Here is a 15288-nt window from a genome sequence, read left to right on the forward strand (position 1 = left end):
CCCCCAGACCCCCGGCATATTTGACGAACAATGAAGGGCCTATGCGGTGAGCCGGGTTTACCTTGATCACAATGCAACGACGCCTTTGAGGGCAGAGGCGCGCGCCGCGATGGTGGCGGCGATGGATTTGGTGGGCAATCCATCGAGCGTGCATGCCGAGGGGCGTGCTGCCAAGATGATGGTGGAGCGCGCGCGCGAGCAGGTGGCGGCTTTGGTCGGGTGCAAGCCGACACAGGTGGTGTTTACGGGCTCTGCGACCGAGGCCGCGGCCTTGGCGGTGGCGCAGAAGGGGCGGTTTGGCGGGCGGTTTGCAGCGCTGCCGACGGAACATGATTGTTTTCTGGGCTGGAGCGAGGCGGAACTGCTTGCACTTTTTGATGCGCGCGGGGCATTGGATGCGCAGGGTGCCTTGACGTTTTGCGACTGGTTCCTGCGCGATTCTGATGGCGCACACAGCGCCGATCGTGGGCCGGCGGCACTGATCGCCGTTTCGGCGGCCAATAGTGAAACCGGCGTGATGGCGCCGGGTGGCAAGGTCGCGGCGAACAACTTCATTGATGGGTCGCACGCAGCCACAGTGCCCTTTGGAGTTGTCTGCGACATCACTCAGATGGCCGGAAAAGTGCCAGTTTCTTACGATGGAGACAAACGCCCTGCGTACATGATCCTTTCGGCGCACAAACTGGGCGGACCGAAGGGCGTGGGCGCTCTGGTCAACTTCACCGCTGACGATCCCACTGCGATGCTGCGCGGGGGGGGACAGGAAATGGGCCGCCGCTCGGGCACCGAGAACGTGATCGGTATCGCCGGATTTGGCGCCGCGGCCGCTGCCGCACAGGTCGATGTCGAGGCCGGAAAATGGGACCGCGTCGAGAAACTTAGAAATATTCTAGAAAGTGCTCTTGAGGCTTCCTCAAATACGACTATTTTTGTCGGGAAGGATGCGCCGCGCTTGCCCAACACGTCTTGCTTTGCCACGCCCGGATGGAAGGGCGAGACGCAAGTGATGCAGATGGACCTTGCCGGCTTTGCCATTTCCGCCGGATCCGCCTGTTCCAGCGGCAAGGTCAAGGCAAGCCGGGTGCTGACTGCGATGGGGTTGAGCGACGTGGCGGGTGATGCGGTGCGCGTGTCACTCGGACTTGAGACAACGGAAGACGACATTTTGCGCTTTGCCGACACTTGGGCGCAAAAGTTGAGAAAACACGAAAGCCGGGCGGCCTGAAGGTCGTTTCGCAAAGGAGAATGTCTGATATGGACAATGTTGTAGATGAGGTCGTGGTCAAGGACGGTGTCGATCAGGACACGGTTGATGCGGTCCGCGAGGTCGGTGGCGCCTATAAATACGGCTGGGCCACGGACATCGAGATGGACTATGCCCCCAAAGGCCTCAGCCCCGATATTGTCCGCCTAATCTCGGAGAAAAACGAAGAGCCGGAGTGGATGCTGGAATGGCGTCTGGCCGCTTACGAGCGCTGGCTGCAAAAGGAAGAGCCCAAGTGGGCGATGGTCGATTATCCCGAGATCGATTTTCAGGACCAGTACTACTATGCCCGCCCCAAATCGATGGAGGTCAAGCCCAAGTCCCTGGACGAGGTCGACCCCAAGCTTCTGGAAACATACGCGAAACTTGGCATTCCGCTGAAGGAGCAGATGATCCTGGCAGGTGTCGAAGGCGCCGAAGAGTTGACCGACGCGCCCCGCAAGGTGGCCGTGGATGCGGTGTTTGATTCCGTTTCCGTTGGCACAACCTTTCAGGCGGAGTTGAAAAAGGCGGGCGTGATCTTCTGCTCGATTTCCGAAGCGATCAAGGAACATCCCGAACTGGTCAAGAAATACCTCGGCTCGGTTGTGCCAGTGTCCGACAACTACTATGCGACGCTGAATTCCGCTGTCTTTTCAGACGGTTCGTTTGTCTACGTCCCACCCGGTGTGCGCTGCCCGATGGAGCTGTCGACCTATTTCCGCATCAATGCCGAGAACACAGGCCAGTTCGAGCGCACGCTGATCATCGCCGACAAGGGGTCCTATGTTTCTTACCTCGAAGGCTGCACCGCACCCCAGCGCGACATCGCGCAACTGCACGCCGCTGTGGTCGAGATCATCATCGAGGAAGACGCCGAGGTGAAATACTCGACCGTTCAGAACTGGTATCCCGGTGATGAAAACGGCAAGGGCGGCATCTACAACTTTGTGACCAAACGCGCCGATTGCCGTGGTGATCGCGCCAAGGTGATGTGGACGCAGGTCGAAACCGGCAGTGCTGTGACGTGGAAATACCCCTCCTGCATTCTGCGCGGCGATGACACGCAGGGTGAGTTTTACTCCATTGCTATCGCCAACAACATGCAGCAGGCCGACACTGGCACCAAGATGATCCATCTGGGCAAGAACACGAAGTCGCGGATTGTCTCCAAGGGCATCAGTGCGGGCAAGGCGCAGAACACGTATCGCGGGTTGGTGTCGATGCACCCGAAGGCCAAGAATTCGCGCAACTACACCCAATGCGACAGCCTGTTGATTGGCGATAAATGCGGGGCGCATACGGTGCCGTATATTGAGGTCAAGAACAACTCGAGCCGTGTCGAACACGAGGCGACGACCTCAAAGGTGGATGACGATCAGATGTTCTATTGTCGCTCGCGCGGGATGGACGAGGAAGAGGCTGTGGCCCTCGTGGTCAACGGGTTCTGCAAGGACGTGCTGCAGGCGCTGCCGATGGAATTTGCCATGGAAGCGCAACAGCTTGTGGCGATTTCGCTTGAGGGGTCGGTGGGCTGATCGATGGAGCGTGACGGCAAAAAACAGTCCATATCCGGGATCATGGCGCTGGCCGCTCTGGGCGGCGCAATTCTTGGTGGCGGGCTTGGCGCGCTTTTCATACCCAAGCTTGCTGCCGGCGTTGCCATTGGTGGTGCGATGACCGCAACCGCGGCTGTTGTTGCATGGATTTTGTTTCGCAATGGATGATACAGGATTGGATATTGAACGGCACGTGAGTATGGGGCCGCGTGATGCCTGGGCGCAAAAGAAAGCGAACAGTCTTTATGGCATCTTGTTCTTTGCAGCTCTCGGAACGGGTGTCTTTGCCTATCTGGCCGGACTTGTGGCACCGGACTGGCGGGTGGAATTCGGGTTCGTTGGCTTTATCGTCGGCGCGATTGTGTTTGGACTTTTGGCCTCCCGTCGAGCGAAGGCGCGCGTTAGCGACGAATACGCAACTGGCTTTGCTCGCACCGAAGAAGAAGTCCGCCAGGCCCTCGCCGACATCGAGGCGCGCAAAAAGTGACCCACGCCCTGTTCCCAGACAATGACCCGCCGAACCGGCGCAAGATCAAGCGGCCCAAGATGTCGGATGCCGATGGCACGCGCGAGGGCGGTCTGGTCTTTGTGATCGTCTTTATCGTCGGGTTCATCCTGGCAACCGTGGCCCACCCGGCGGCGATCACGTCGTTCTGGGTCTGGTTTTTCCTGCTGACCATGTGCGCCGCCATCGCCGTGGGTGTGCAAAAGGGCGTGGCCCACCTTTATGGCCATGTCGAAGACGGAGAGGACGACGCATGATCCTGACCACAACGCCGTCCGTCGAGGGCTACAAGATCACCGACTACAAGGGCATCGTCGTGGGAGAGGCGATCATGGGTGCAAATGTGGTGCGCGATTTCTTTGCCGGGATCACCGATATCGTTGGGGGCCGGTCGGGCGCCTATGAGGCCAAGCTTCAGGATGCGCGCGACACTGCGATGGGGGAACTCGAACACCGCGCCAAGGCGCTTGGGGCCAATGCCGTCATCGGCATCGACCTTGATTACGAGGTCGTGGGCGATTCCATGTTGATGGTCAGTGTCTCGGGCACGGCCGTTGTGCTGCAATAGGGCGGAAGCGATGCCGGTTACATGTTACCCTGAAATGGCGCGAAACACATCACGGTTGTGCCGCAATGCCCTGCTGTGCTGTGCGGATGTTTCGCACGCAACAGGGTCGCTTCATGTCACACAACAGCTTTCACGAACGTCTCAACCGAATTCAAGCAGAGCAGGTGGCCCATCCTGCGCCAGCGGCGACACAGGAGCATCCCTTCGAGCGCAAGTTGACCCTGGGCACGATCCTGCTGGGCCGGCACATGTGGGAGGCGCTTCTGGTTCCGATTGCATTCGTGCTGGGCGGGTTGGTGATGCTCGGCGCAAAGCTGATCAGCTTTCACTACCTGACGGATCAGGGCCATTTCGGGACGGGCGTTTCGGATATGCTCGGCGGATTTCTGGGCGATATCGGGATCAACATTCTCGTGGCCTCCGCCGTGTCCATACTCCTGTACAATTTGGGCCAGTACATTGCCACGCTCGCCTTTGGTGTGGGCAACTACCTGATGATGTTTCACGGCGACGTCCCGATGCAGGCGTATCCCGAGCTGTGGGCCGCTCTTTTTTCACCGGAATATGTGGCGATGTCGCTGCGCTACGCACAGCACGGCGCAGAGTTTTTCTGACCTCCCAGACGGACGAGGTCATCAACCCCAAAGCAGCCGGTCGCGACTTCTCGCGCCCGGTTCAAAACGCGTGAGGACACGGAATGCTGACAATCAAAGACTTGCACGTAAAGCTGGAAGAAGAAGACAAGCAGATCCTCAAGGGGGTCGACCTGACCGTCGAGGCGGGCAAAGTGCATGCCATCATGGGTCCGAACGGGTCGGGCAAATCGACCCTGTCCTATGTGCTGTCGGGCCGTGACGGCTATGAGGTGACGAGCGGTACGGCCCATCTGGGTGACGTTGATTTGCTCGATATCGAACCTGAAGAACGCGCCGCGGCCGGACTGTTTCTGGCCTTTCAGTACCCGGTCGAAATCCCCGGCGTGGGCAACATGACCTTTCTGCGCACGGCTGTGAACGCACAGCGTAAAGCACGCGGCGAGGAAGAAATGAGTGCCGCCGATTTCCTCAAAGAGGTGCGTGCCCGCGCCAAGGAATTGCAGATCGATGCGGATATGCTCAAACGCCCTGTCAATGTCGGCTTTTCCGGCGGTGAGAAAAAGCGCAATGAAATCCTGCAGATGGCGATGCTGGAGCCAAAAATGTGCATTCTGGACGAGACCGATTCAGGCCTTGATGTCGACGCGATGAAGCTGGTGGCCGAAGGCGTGAACAAGCTGCGTTCGGTCGGGCGGGGTTTTCTGGTGATCACCCACTATCAGCGTCTGCTCGATCACATCAAACCGGATGTGGTCCACATCATGGCGGACGGGCGCATTGTGAAGACCGGTGGTCCCGAGCTTGCCCTTGAGGTCGAGAATAACGGTTATGCCGACATTCTGGCCGAGGTGGCGTAATGGCGACCCCTGCACCACAAACCGATCCAACCGAGGCGCGGATCGCGCACCTGACCCTGCCCGCGGGCGGATGGTCAGAGGCGGCGCGCAGTGACGCACTGGCCCGCTTGCGCAGCACAGGCCTGCCGACACGGCGCGATGAGTATTGGAAGTTCACGCGCCCCGATGCGCTGACTCAGGCCGACACGCCCAAAGCGGGTGTGCTGGTCGATGACGAACCGCCGATCTTTGGCGACACCGACGCGCTGCGCATCGTCTTTGATGACGGTGTGTTCAATGCCGAGGCCTCTGATGATCTGGCACTGGAACATGTGACTATCGAGCGTCTGGGCGACACCAAGGCCGATATCCATTGGGCGCAGGGCGTCTATGGTGTGCTTGAAAAGGCAGGGCAGACCCCGGTTGCGCGCCCCTTGGCGGCACTCAACACCGCCTTTGCAAGCGACGGCGTGCTGATCCACGCCACCGCCAAGGCAACGCGGCCGATCAACCTGGTCTACAACCACCGCCAGGAGGCATCCGATGCGATCCTGCACCATGTGATCAAGATCGACGCGGACGCCGACCTCACCATTATGGAAAGCGGCCCGGCGGCGGCCCGGTTCAACAAGGTGATGGAGGTCGATGTGGCCGACGGCGCAGCCTTTCACCACGTGCGTGCGCAAGGGCGCGATCATGAACGGCTGGCGGCAACGCATGTCTTTGCCCGGCTGGGCACGGAATCGACATTCAAATCCTTTACGCTGACCGTGAATGGGCGGCTCACACGCAATGACTGCGTGATTGAACTGACGGGGGATGACGCCATTGCCCATGTGGCCGGGGCCTGCGTCGGGGACGGCGATTTCCACCACGACGATACTGTGTTCATCACCCATGACGCCGAGCGCTGCGAAAGCCGTCAGGTGTTCAAAAAGGTGCTGCGAAACGGGGCTGTGGGCGTGTTTCAGGGTAAGATCCTCGTTAAAGCAGGCGCGCAAAAGACCGATGGCTATCAGATCAGCCAGTCGCTGCTCTTGGATGAGGACGCACAGTTCCTTGCCAAGCCCGAGCTGGAAATCTACGCCGATGACGTGGTCTGCTCGCATGGCTCGACCTCGGGCGCGATTGACGAAGAAGCGCTGTTCTACCTGCGCTCGCGCGGGGTGCCGGCACCGATTGCCACCGACCTTCTGACCCTAGCCTTTCTGGCCGAAGCGGTGGACGAGATCGAGGACGAAGCCCTGCGCGACGTTTTGGTCGCGCGTCTTGAAGGCTGGCTTGAACGGCACAGATCGTAAGGCGATATGGCCATCACGCGCAATATTACCGCAACCTATCGCGGTCCGGGCCGGGTCGTGGCCCGTATCCTTGGCGGTCCGCGGCGCGAGGATCAGGTGCTTTATTTCCTGATGGCGGCCTGCGTGGTGATCTTTATCGCGCAGACCCCCTATCAGGCGCGCGAGGCGCATCTGGACGAGAGCGTGCCATTCCAGGCGCGGCTCTACTGGTCGGCCTTTCTGTGGATTTTCCTGTTTCCGCTGGTGATGTACGCCCTTGCGGGACTTGTCTGGTTGCTGGCGCGGGTGATCCCGCAGGCGCCGTCGGGTTATGAAATCCGCGTCGCACTGTTCTGGGCGCTGTTGGCTTCGACCCCCATTGTGCTGCTTTTGGGGCTGACGGCAGGCATGATCGGGCCGGGACCGGCCTTGCAGGGCGTTGCGCTCTTGTGGTGTGCGGTGTTTTTGTGGTTCTGGGTGGCGGGCACATTGGCGACCCGCAACACCGAAAGGGTCCAATCATGACATCGTGGCCGCAACTGGCGATCGACACGCTGCGCGACCCAAAGCGCACGGCGCATCAGATCATGGGCTGGAACCTCGATCGCGGCACCCTGTACATGGCACTTTTTGCGGTGGCAGCGGTGAACACGCTTTTAGCCTCGACCCCCGTCGTGCTTAGCCCGGGCGGGGTGGACGCCGCCGCACGCGCGGCCCTGCCGCTTTTGGCGCTGCTTGAGCGGCCTATGATGTTCTTTGCCATTGTCGCAGGCACGTTGGTCATCATGATCCAGGCCCTGTTCTGGGCCGGACGGGCCATGGGCGGCGAAGGCGAAATGACCGAGATGATGGCGCTGGTCATCTGGCTGCAGGCGCTGCGCGCTGCGGCACAGGCGATGATCCTTGCCGTTGGCTTTGTCGCGCCGTTGCTGGCTGGTCTCGTGGCTTTGGGTTTGCAGCTGGTCGCGTTCTGGCTGTTCCTGCATTTCATCAGTGCGGCGATGCGCTTTGACTCGCTCTTGCGTGCCTTCGGGCTCTTGATTGCAGTGGCGACGGGTCTGTTCATCGGGCTGATGATGATCCTGAGCCTGACGGGTTTTTCCGCCGGAGGATTTGGCAGTGTATGACGTAGAGCGCATTCGCGCCGATTTTCCAATCCTGTCGCGGGAAGTGAACGGCAAGCCTTTGGTTTACCTTGACAATGGCGCCTCGGCCCAGAAACCGCAGGTGGTGATCGACGCCATTTCCCGCGCCTATTCCGAGGAATATGCCAACGTCCATCGCGGACTGCATTTCCTGTCGAACCTCGCCACCGACAACTACGAGGCCGTGCGGGGCAAGATTGCACGCTTCCTCAATGCAGGCAGCGAGGACGAGATCATCTTCAACTCCGGCACCACCGAGGGCATCAACATGGTGGCCTATGGCTGGGCCATGCCACGGATGGAGGCGGGCGACGAGATCGTGCTGTCGGTCATGGAACACCACGCCAATATCGTGCCCTGGCATTTCCTGCGTGAACGCCAGGGTGTCGTGCTGAAATGGGTCGATGTGGACAGCACAGGCGCGTTGGACCCGCAAGCGGTGATCGACGCCATCGGTCCCAAGACCAGGCTGGTGGCCGTGACCCACATGTCCAACGTGCTGGGCACCAAGGTCGACATCAAGGCGATCTGCGAAGGCGCCCATGCCAAGGGCGTGCCGGTGCTGGTGGACGGATCACAGGCGGCAGTGCACATGCCTGTGGACGTGCAGGATCTGGATGCGGATTTCTACGCGATCACCGGTCACAAATTGTACGGGCCCTCCGGGTCGGGCGCGATCTACGTGAAATCCGAACGTATGAGCGAAATGCGCCCCTTCATCGGCGGCGGCGACATGATCAAGGAAGTTTCCAAAGACGGGATCATCTACAACGATGGCCCAATGAAGTTCGAGGCGGGCACCCCCGGCATCGTGCAGATGATCGGCATGGGTGTGGGCATTGACTACATGCTCAGCCACGGGATGGAGGCGATTGCCGCCCACGAGGACTCTTTACGTGACTACACTGTTGAGCGTCTCGCCGGGCTGAACTGGCTGCAGGTGCAGGGCACGACCCCGGACAAGGGCGCGATCTTTTCCTTCACTCTGGATGGGGCGGCGCATGCCCATGACATCTCGACCATCCTCGACAAAAAGGGGGTCGCGGTGCGCGCAGGCCAGCACTGTGTCGGCCCGCTGATGGAACACATGGGCCTCAACGCCACCTGCCGCGCCTCCTTCGGGATGTACAACACAACCCAAGAGGTCGACGTGCTGATCGAGGCACTGGAGCTGGCTCACGATCTGTTTGCCTGAACGGGATTTGGCGCATTGATTCCCGTAGGGGAGTCTCATTCTTTGGCAGCTTTGCCTTCGGCCTCCGCCGCCTCATCATCCAGCAATTCCAGATCGTCGGGCGCATCCTTTTCCGGACCAAGGGCCGCGTCTGTCACCTCTTGCGGAACGGGTACCGGGTCGCCCTCCATCGGTGTGAGGGGCAGGGGGATGACAACCATTTCGCCGACCGACCCCAAGGGCAGGGTGACCTTGCAGGGCAGGCCCGTATGGGTGTCACGGGCAAAATAGGTCAGCGTCGCGCCATCCCGGCTGGGGGGCAGGATGGTGGCGAAATCCGGCAGACCGAAATCCCGGATGCGCATCACGCCGGGCCGCCAGGGCATGTTGGCATCCTCGTTGTCCAGCCGCGCGCGAGTCATCGCCTCGTAGGCGGCAGGGTCCAGAATGGCGTCATAGCCAGGCTTGCCAAGGGCCGAGGCCACCTGCGCAAGCGCCTCGGCCGGGGCGTCGGGCGCGCGGGTTTGCAGGGCGGCCAGATCGGCCAGCTCTTCCTCACCGTTCACCAGCCCGATCACGCCTGTCTTGCGCAGCGAGAGTTCCAATTTGTCCATCATTGTCCCCACATCATTCCAATAGACCCCAGCTGGCCTGCAACCAATCGCCACCCAGCTGTCTCATGCTTCCGGGCGGATCTTCTTTTTGCCATATCATCGGTTCGCCTGAAATCGGGTCGGGCGCGATGACAAAAAACGTGTGGGATTCCGGATCACCCCAGTTCGTGTCTGCCAAAACAATCTGCGGCTCGGAAAAGTCCTGAACCAGCTTGGACTGCAGCTTTGCCTCGAAGGCCCTGAAGCTGAAGATCTTGTTGACCGCGTATCCAACGGCGTCCTGCAACTCTTCGGGCGTGACAGGCACGGTTGGACGCTGTGCTGCGATATTCTCGTTCAACTGCTTAAGCTTTTTCGCGGCTTTCTTTCGTTTCGAACTGGACAGCGAGTCATCTGTTGACTGCGCTTCCAGACGAGCGACGGCTGGATTGATGACGTCATCAAAGGCCTTTTGGGCATCTTCAACGCTCAGCGGCGTGGTCGCCAGCGTCTGACCGGGCGTGAGCAATTTGTCCCGTATCTTGTCGGCGGTGGACCCGGGCCCCGACAGGAAATCCTGCATGCTGTCTCCGCCGACCATCAGGCTGAAGTCGTGCATGCTTTTGGTGTCGACCGGGATGCTGTCTGCGGCACCCACCGGCAGGTTGTCGACAAGAGCGGTGAGAATTTCTTCGGTGCGCTGTCCGACGTCACTGGCGGAGGTCGGCTTTGAGGCCATTTTGTCTGTGCATTTGTTCCGCGTTCCGGTTGTCCCGGGAAGCAGCATCACCATCGTATTTTCGGACTTGTCGCCATCCTGCAGTTTCCATGGCGGCTCATCGCTTGTGGACAGCTCTTTCATGAAGTCCTTTTTGACCGCCTTGACGACGGCCTTGCCTTCTTTGCTGTCCGCGGCGTAGCCGGTCGCGCGCAGGGCGACTTCGACCGCCTTTTCCTCGTACTGTTTTTTCGTGGTGATCTGGTTGCCGCCCGAATCGACCAGCACATAGCGTCCGCGATCAGACGAGCCGTCGCTTGACACTTCGCCATTGAGGACAAGCGGGTCATAGACCGTGGTAAACTCCGCCCGAACCGCCACAAGGAAGGCCGCCGTCTTGGCGGCTGCATCGCCTCCCAATTTACCGTCCAGAGCATCTTCCATGTCGATTGCGGCGTTGGATGTGTCGATGTTCATGTCGACCTGCAGGTTCATTGTCGCATCACGCCCCACGGCGGTGGCCAACGAGTATTCAAGACTGCGGATCAACGGGTCTTCGCCCGGCGGAATATTGGTGACGGCTGGAACGACGGTGCCAGCGACAGTCGTAAAGGTGCCGGCGGTTGCCAGTTCCGAATATTTGCGCATCGCCTCGATCGGGTCCTGCTGGCGCAGGCGGCGCACGGGTGCGGTGGCAAAGCACGACCCCACGGGTCCCTGATCAACCGATTGCAGCATCGAGGCCAGGATCACCTGGCGCGCATCATTGGCTGACGGATTGCCCACCTTGCCCGTAGAGGCTTTGACCAGCGCGGATCCGGCCAGTCCGGGGGGCGGTGGCGTGACGCCTGCAAGGACCGTTGCGGCCTGACCCTTTGTCGGATCGGTGCCCAGCATCGCAATCGTATCGAGTGCATGTTTGTTCAGTGCCGGGGTGGGATGGGCCATCGCGTCGGGATGGAACAGCATGTGGCCCACGGACATCTTGGCCGCGTCCGATCCCAGCGCGAGCACGCCATTGCTGTCCATCAGCCCGGCGGCAGCGGACACGCTGCGCTTGAGCCCGCGGGTCGAGACATTGTCATCAGCACCCTCGCTCAGGGGCGCGTTCTCCATCAAGCCACCGAGGCGGACATAGTCATCAAGCCGTGCGAAGTAATCAGCGCCGCATGTGCCGCCCATTTTCAGGATGTCTTCGGCGAATTTCTCGGGCTCAAGCCCATTTGGCACCTTGCCATCTGCGGATTTGAAGCCGCCGTCGATCTGTGCGGTGACAGTGCCGAACCCGTTGGCCACCGCCATCGGATCAAGCGCGCCGTAACAGATGTCCACGGCCGATGCCGCAAGGCGGGGATGATCCTCAAAGCCCGCGATAAAGGTCTGGATGGCCGCATCAGGCAGCTTGCGCGCAGCCCCCTTGCAGGACAGCGGTCCGCTTTCCAACGCTTCGCCCAGCAGTTTAGAACCCAAGAGCGCATTGGCCAGTTCCTGCGCCTCTTTGACCTTGGCGTCGGCCTCTTCCTTGGCGGTGCGCGCATCAACAATCTGTTCCATGCGCGCGATACCGGCGTCGAGATTGCCGACGGGCAGGGCCTCGGCGCGGCGCAGTTCGGTGTCCAGTCGCAAGACCTCAAGCCGGGCCTCGGCCAGTGCCTGTTCGGCGGCGTCGATGCGTTCGGGGGTGATGTCCCCGCCGCCAGTCTTGGCGCGCATTGATTCAAAGGCAAGATGCGCACTGGCCGCCGCGCCGGGATTGAGCGCGTGCAGGTCTTTCAACGCCCCGCTGCGGGCGGCAATCTTGGCGGCCTTGTCAAGTTCGGCGCGCCCCAGCGCCAGCTTGTCCGGGGTGGGGCGTTCGTCGGCCAGCGCATTGTTGGCGGCCAGCCGTGCGGCGTTGAAGAAATCCGTTTCAGATTGCTGTGCGTCATCGGCCAAGGTGAGTGCTGCGCATTGCTGCAACATACGGTTGCGGCTTTGCATCAGGCGGTTCTCGACCTCCTGAATGTCGGCATAGACGCGGTCCATCGCGGCATGCGCCTCTTTGAACTTGCCTTTGTCGCGTAGCCCATTGGCGGCAGTGTGGCTGGCTATGACCGCATCGCGCCCCTCTGTTCCGGCAGGCACACGCTTGTTGACCTCCATATAGAGCGCCTCAACGCGCAAAAACTCCTCGTATTCTGCGGTTTTCTTCGCATCGGACTTTTTCGAGAAACGACCACCTTTGAGAAATTTTTCGAGAAAACTACGTTGCTGGTCGTTCAGTGCCATTGTGAAAATTCCTGGGGCGATGATTGGGCCGAGCATGGGATGCGCAGCACAAGCTGTCAAATGCTGGATGCAGGAATTCGAGATTGCCCGTGTGGCGTGTATGGTGGGCGGATCGAGGGGGCGCGGCCCGAGGACACACGGAACAATTGCAAGGTCGGCACAGCCGAAGCCTGTCGCGCCTTGCCGGATTGCGAGGGCCAGCAGGCAATCCAACCCAGATTGCGCTCGCAAACGCGGTGATGCGCCCGGCTGAGGCCGAATCCGCTGGCAAAGGAACCGAGCCGCTGGGCGGTCGCCTGATCTACTGTGCCACGAGTCGTCAGGCCGGGGTTCTGGTTGAAAAGGCCAAACAGGTCTGTGGCGCGATGTCGATTTGGCTGGCCAATCGTCATCCACAACGCAACAGTTGATTGCGCCGCGCGCCCGTCATAGCGTTGCGCGCATGTTTACCGCCCTTCATCTCGTCGTTCTTGAGCGCCATAGCGCCCACCGCAGAAAGCGGTTCGCCGGATAGCTGGTCCTTGATCGCACAACGCAATCAATGACGTATTCCGGAGACCTGAGATGACAGAATTCAAAGACATTCCCGTGCTTGACCTTGCCCCGTTGATGAGCGGAGGCCCCACGTCCGATCTTGCCGCGCAATTTGCCAAAGCCTACGGCGAAACCGGGTTCGGCTATGTCATCAATCACGGCGTGGACCCCGCCTTGCGCGCCGCCGTGTTCGCCGCATCCCGCGCCTTTCACGCAATGCCCGAGGTCGAGAAACAGGCCATTGCACTCGATGCGCGCCATCGCGGCTACATCGCCATCAACACCTCGACGGATGTGAACTCCGATCTGGCCGAGGTAACGAAACCCAACCAATCCGCCTCGTTCATGATGATGCGCGAAGACGCGAAGATCGACCCGGACGTCTATCTGTCAGGACCCAACCAGTGGCCCGAACTGAGCGGTTTTCGCCAAGCTTGCGATGCCTATGTCGCGGCGATGACAGATCTTGGCCACAAGCTGATGGGCCTCGCGCTGGAGGCGATTGGTGTGTCCGATCGCACCATCCTTCGCGCCTTTGAGCCGCCCACGATCTGGCTGCGCCTGCTGCGCTATCCGCCCCAGCCGCCGCAAGCGCCTGATGATCTGTTTGGCGCCGCACCGCACAAGGATTTTGGCTGCCTGACCCTGCTTGCGCAGGATGATGTCGGCGGGTTGCAGGTCCAGACACCTGCGGGCCATTGGGTCGATGCGCCGCCCATCAAGGATGCGTTCATCGTCAATGTCGGCGACATGCTGCACCGCCTGTCCAACGGCAAATTGCTGTCCACGCCCCACCGCGTGATCAACACAACCGGGCGCGAGCGTTATTCGGTGCCGTTCTTTTTTGACCCGCATGTATCGGCTGATATCGCACCACTGCCCGGCACCGGTCCGGCCCGGTTCGAGCCGTTGAACTTCGGCGCCTTTTTGAAAAGCGAGTTGGAAGCAGGCTATGACGCCCATCAGGCGGAGCCCCCAGATGCGGACGGACGCTCCTAACAGATCGCCTGCACCGCATGCGCAACGGCTGATCGGGTCAGGTCGAGGTCCGCATCGGTGATCGCCAGCGACGGGTATAGCTTGCCAGGAGATTTGAAGACCCCGTGGCGGCGCAGCGTCGCATTGTAGATCGCGTTGCGTTTGGGGTTGTCGTGGTGTGCGGTGCGGTAATCGCGGCACGGGCGTTCAGTGAAATAGATGTCAAACAGGGTTTCGTCGCCGCAAATCCGGTGCGCGATCCCGGCCTCGGTCAGGGCCGTGCTTTGCATGTCCTGCAAGGAGTGTCCGATCTCGCGCAAGCGGTCGTAGGTACCGGGGCGGCGCAGGATTTCCATCGTCTTGAGGCCCGCCGCAGCGGCCACCGGATTGCCGGACAGGGTGCCAAGCTGCATCAGCCATTTGTCGGCCCCGATGATGGATTTGTCGAAATGCGCCATGATCTCGGCGCTGGCCCCAAGCGCGGCGAGGGGAAAGCCACCGCCGATGATCTTGCCCAGAGTGCAGATGTCGGGCGTTACGCCATAGCGTTCCTGCGCACCGCCATAAGCGAGGCGAAAGCCGGTCACGATTTCATCAAAGATCAGCAAGACATGATGGGCATCACACAGCGCGCGCAGCCCTTGCAGATAGCCGGGCTCGGGGGCGATGATCCGCTGCAACGGCTCTGTGATGATGGCGGCAATGTCCTTGTGTTCATTCAGCAATGCCTCGACGGCGGCGAGGTCGTTGAAGGGTGCAATCAGCATCTGATCCGCGACGCCCTGCGGGATGCCCGCACTGTCGGGCACAGCTTGGGGGAAATTGACGCGCGCGCTGGGGGCGAGGCTCATTTGCGCCTCGGCGCTCATGCCATGATAGCCACCTTCGAATTTCACGACCTTGTCGCGCCCGGTATAGGCGCGCGCAAGGCGGATGGCATACATATCCGCCTCGCCACCCGAGGCGACAAAGCGCACCTGCTCGCAGCAGGGCACGGCGTCCACAATCGCTTCGGCCAGTTCGATCCCTTTGGTATTATTGGCAAAAAACGTCATGCCTTTGGGCAGTTGTTGCAGCACGGCCTCCATGACTTCCGGGTGGCCATGGCCCAGCAGCATCGGGCCCGACCCGATCAGGTAGTCGACATATTCCTGCCCGTCCTCATCCCAGACACGGCTGCCTACGCCGCGCGCAATCACGATGCCCGGGTCGAAATTGCCAAAGCCGCCCGCTGGCAAAACCGCGCGCGCGCGCTCGATCCATTCAGCTTGGGATGTCAGCTTTTGCATGT

Annotated in this window: 17 protein-coding genes; 14 read left to right on the top strand and 3 right to left on the bottom strand. The window is 60.7% G+C overall.

Annotated elements, in window-relative coordinates; translation table 11 throughout:
• The first annotated feature begins 46 nt into the window (after nt 1–46).
• From Q1A89_RS08080 to Q1A89_RS08135, 12 genes are all read left to right on the top strand, one after another.
• Nucleotides 47–1225, top strand: coding sequence for an aminotransferase class V-fold PLP-dependent enzyme (locus Q1A89_RS08080; protein ID WP_299725808.1), 1179 nt, complete (start codon nt 47–49; stop codon nt 1223–1225).
• Between the two features lie 20 nt (nt 1226–1245).
• Entirely contained in the window at nt 1246–2781 is a 1536-nt protein-coding gene (gene sufB / locus Q1A89_RS08085; RefSeq protein WP_299725811.1) for a Fe-S cluster assembly protein SufB, read from the top strand.
• A 3-nt stretch (nt 2782–2784) separates the two neighbouring features.
• Complete coding sequence (locus tag Q1A89_RS08090; protein WP_299725814.1) at nt 2785–2970, top strand: hypothetical protein; 186 nt, start codon at nt 2785–2787, stop codon at nt 2968–2970.
• The gene (locus Q1A89_RS08095; protein WP_299725817.1) at nt 2939–3289 is read left to right on the top strand and encodes a hypothetical protein; all 351 of its coding nucleotides are present in this window, start codon (nt 2939–2941) and stop codon (nt 3287–3289) included. The genes Q1A89_RS08090 and Q1A89_RS08095 overlap by 32 nt, the downstream gene beginning before the upstream one ends.
• Nucleotides 3286–3564: a hypothetical protein gene (locus Q1A89_RS08100; protein WP_299725819.1), complete on the top strand. Its 279-nt coding sequence runs from the start codon at nt 3286–3288 to the stop codon at nt 3562–3564. Before Q1A89_RS08095 ends, Q1A89_RS08100 begins: the two co-directional genes overlap by 4 nt.
• Nucleotides 3561–3875: a heavy metal-binding domain-containing protein gene (locus Q1A89_RS08105; protein WP_299725822.1), complete on the top strand. Its 315-nt coding sequence runs from the start codon at nt 3561–3563 to the stop codon at nt 3873–3875. The genes Q1A89_RS08100 and Q1A89_RS08105 overlap by 4 nt, the downstream gene beginning before the upstream one ends.
• Before the next feature lie 113 nt (nt 3876–3988).
• Entirely contained in the window at nt 3989–4489 is a 501-nt protein-coding gene (locus Q1A89_RS08110) for a hypothetical protein (RefSeq protein WP_299725825.1), read from the top strand.
• A gap of 83 nt (nt 4490–4572) precedes the next feature.
• On the top strand, nt 4573–5328 hold the full coding sequence (gene sufC, locus Q1A89_RS08115; protein ID WP_299725828.1) for a Fe-S cluster assembly ATPase SufC: 756 nt from the start codon (nt 4573–4575) through the stop codon (nt 5326–5328).
• Nucleotides 5328–6608 (top strand): SufD family Fe-S cluster assembly protein, encoded by a 1281-nt coding sequence (locus tag Q1A89_RS08120; protein WP_299725831.1) that lies wholly within the window; start codon nt 5328–5330, stop codon nt 6606–6608. The genes sufC and Q1A89_RS08120 overlap by 1 nt, the downstream gene beginning before the upstream one ends.
• Nucleotides 6609–6614: 6 nt before the next feature.
• Complete coding sequence (locus Q1A89_RS08125) at nt 6615–7112, top strand: YIP1 family protein (RefSeq protein ID WP_299725833.1); 498 nt, start codon at nt 6615–6617, stop codon at nt 7110–7112.
• Complete coding sequence (locus Q1A89_RS08130) at nt 7109–7714, top strand: YIP1 family protein (protein ID WP_299725835.1); 606 nt, start codon at nt 7109–7111, stop codon at nt 7712–7714. Before Q1A89_RS08125 ends, Q1A89_RS08130 begins: the two co-directional genes overlap by 4 nt.
• Entirely contained in the window at nt 7707–8927 is a 1221-nt protein-coding gene (locus Q1A89_RS08135) for a cysteine desulfurase (RefSeq protein WP_299725839.1), read from the top strand. Before Q1A89_RS08130 ends, Q1A89_RS08135 begins: the two co-directional genes overlap by 8 nt.
• 35 nt (nt 8928–8962) lie before the next feature.
• On the opposite strand, the gene Q1A89_RS08140 is transcribed toward Q1A89_RS08135, so the two are convergent.
• Entirely contained in the window at nt 8963–9523 is a 561-nt protein-coding gene (locus tag Q1A89_RS08140; RefSeq protein ID WP_299725842.1) for a hypothetical protein, read from the bottom strand.
• A gap of 10 nt (nt 9524–9533) precedes the next feature.
• Nucleotides 9534–12485, bottom strand: coding sequence for a hypothetical protein (locus Q1A89_RS08145; RefSeq protein WP_299725844.1), 2952 nt, complete (start codon nt 12483–12485; stop codon nt 9534–9536).
• Between the two features lie 239 nt (nt 12486–12724).
• On the opposite strand from Q1A89_RS08145, the gene Q1A89_RS08150 reads away from it, so the two are divergent.
• Together Q1A89_RS08150 and Q1A89_RS08155 are read left to right on the top strand one after the other, a co-directional pair.
• Complete coding sequence (locus tag Q1A89_RS08150) at nt 12725–12895, top strand: hypothetical protein (protein WP_299725846.1); 171 nt, start codon at nt 12725–12727, stop codon at nt 12893–12895.
• A 154-nt stretch (nt 12896–13049) separates the two neighbouring features.
• Nucleotides 13050–14018 carry a 2OG-Fe(II) oxygenase family protein gene (locus tag Q1A89_RS08155; RefSeq protein ID WP_299725848.1) on the top strand — a complete coding sequence of 323 codons (969 nt, stop codon included), beginning with the start codon at nt 13050–13052 and terminating at the stop codon, nt 14016–14018.
• Here Q1A89_RS08155 and Q1A89_RS08160 read toward each other — a convergent pair.
• Entirely contained in the window at nt 14015–15286 is a 1272-nt protein-coding gene (locus Q1A89_RS08160) for an aminotransferase class III-fold pyridoxal phosphate-dependent enzyme (RefSeq protein WP_299725850.1), read from the bottom strand. The two genes, Q1A89_RS08155 and Q1A89_RS08160, sit on opposite strands and share 4 nt — an antisense overlap.
• Nucleotides 15287–15288: the final 2 nt, after the last annotated feature.

The sequence above is a fragment of the uncultured Tateyamaria sp. genome (genome assembly GCF_947503045.1).
Classification (GTDB): Bacteria; Pseudomonadota; Alphaproteobacteria; order Rhodobacterales; family Rhodobacteraceae; genus Tateyamaria.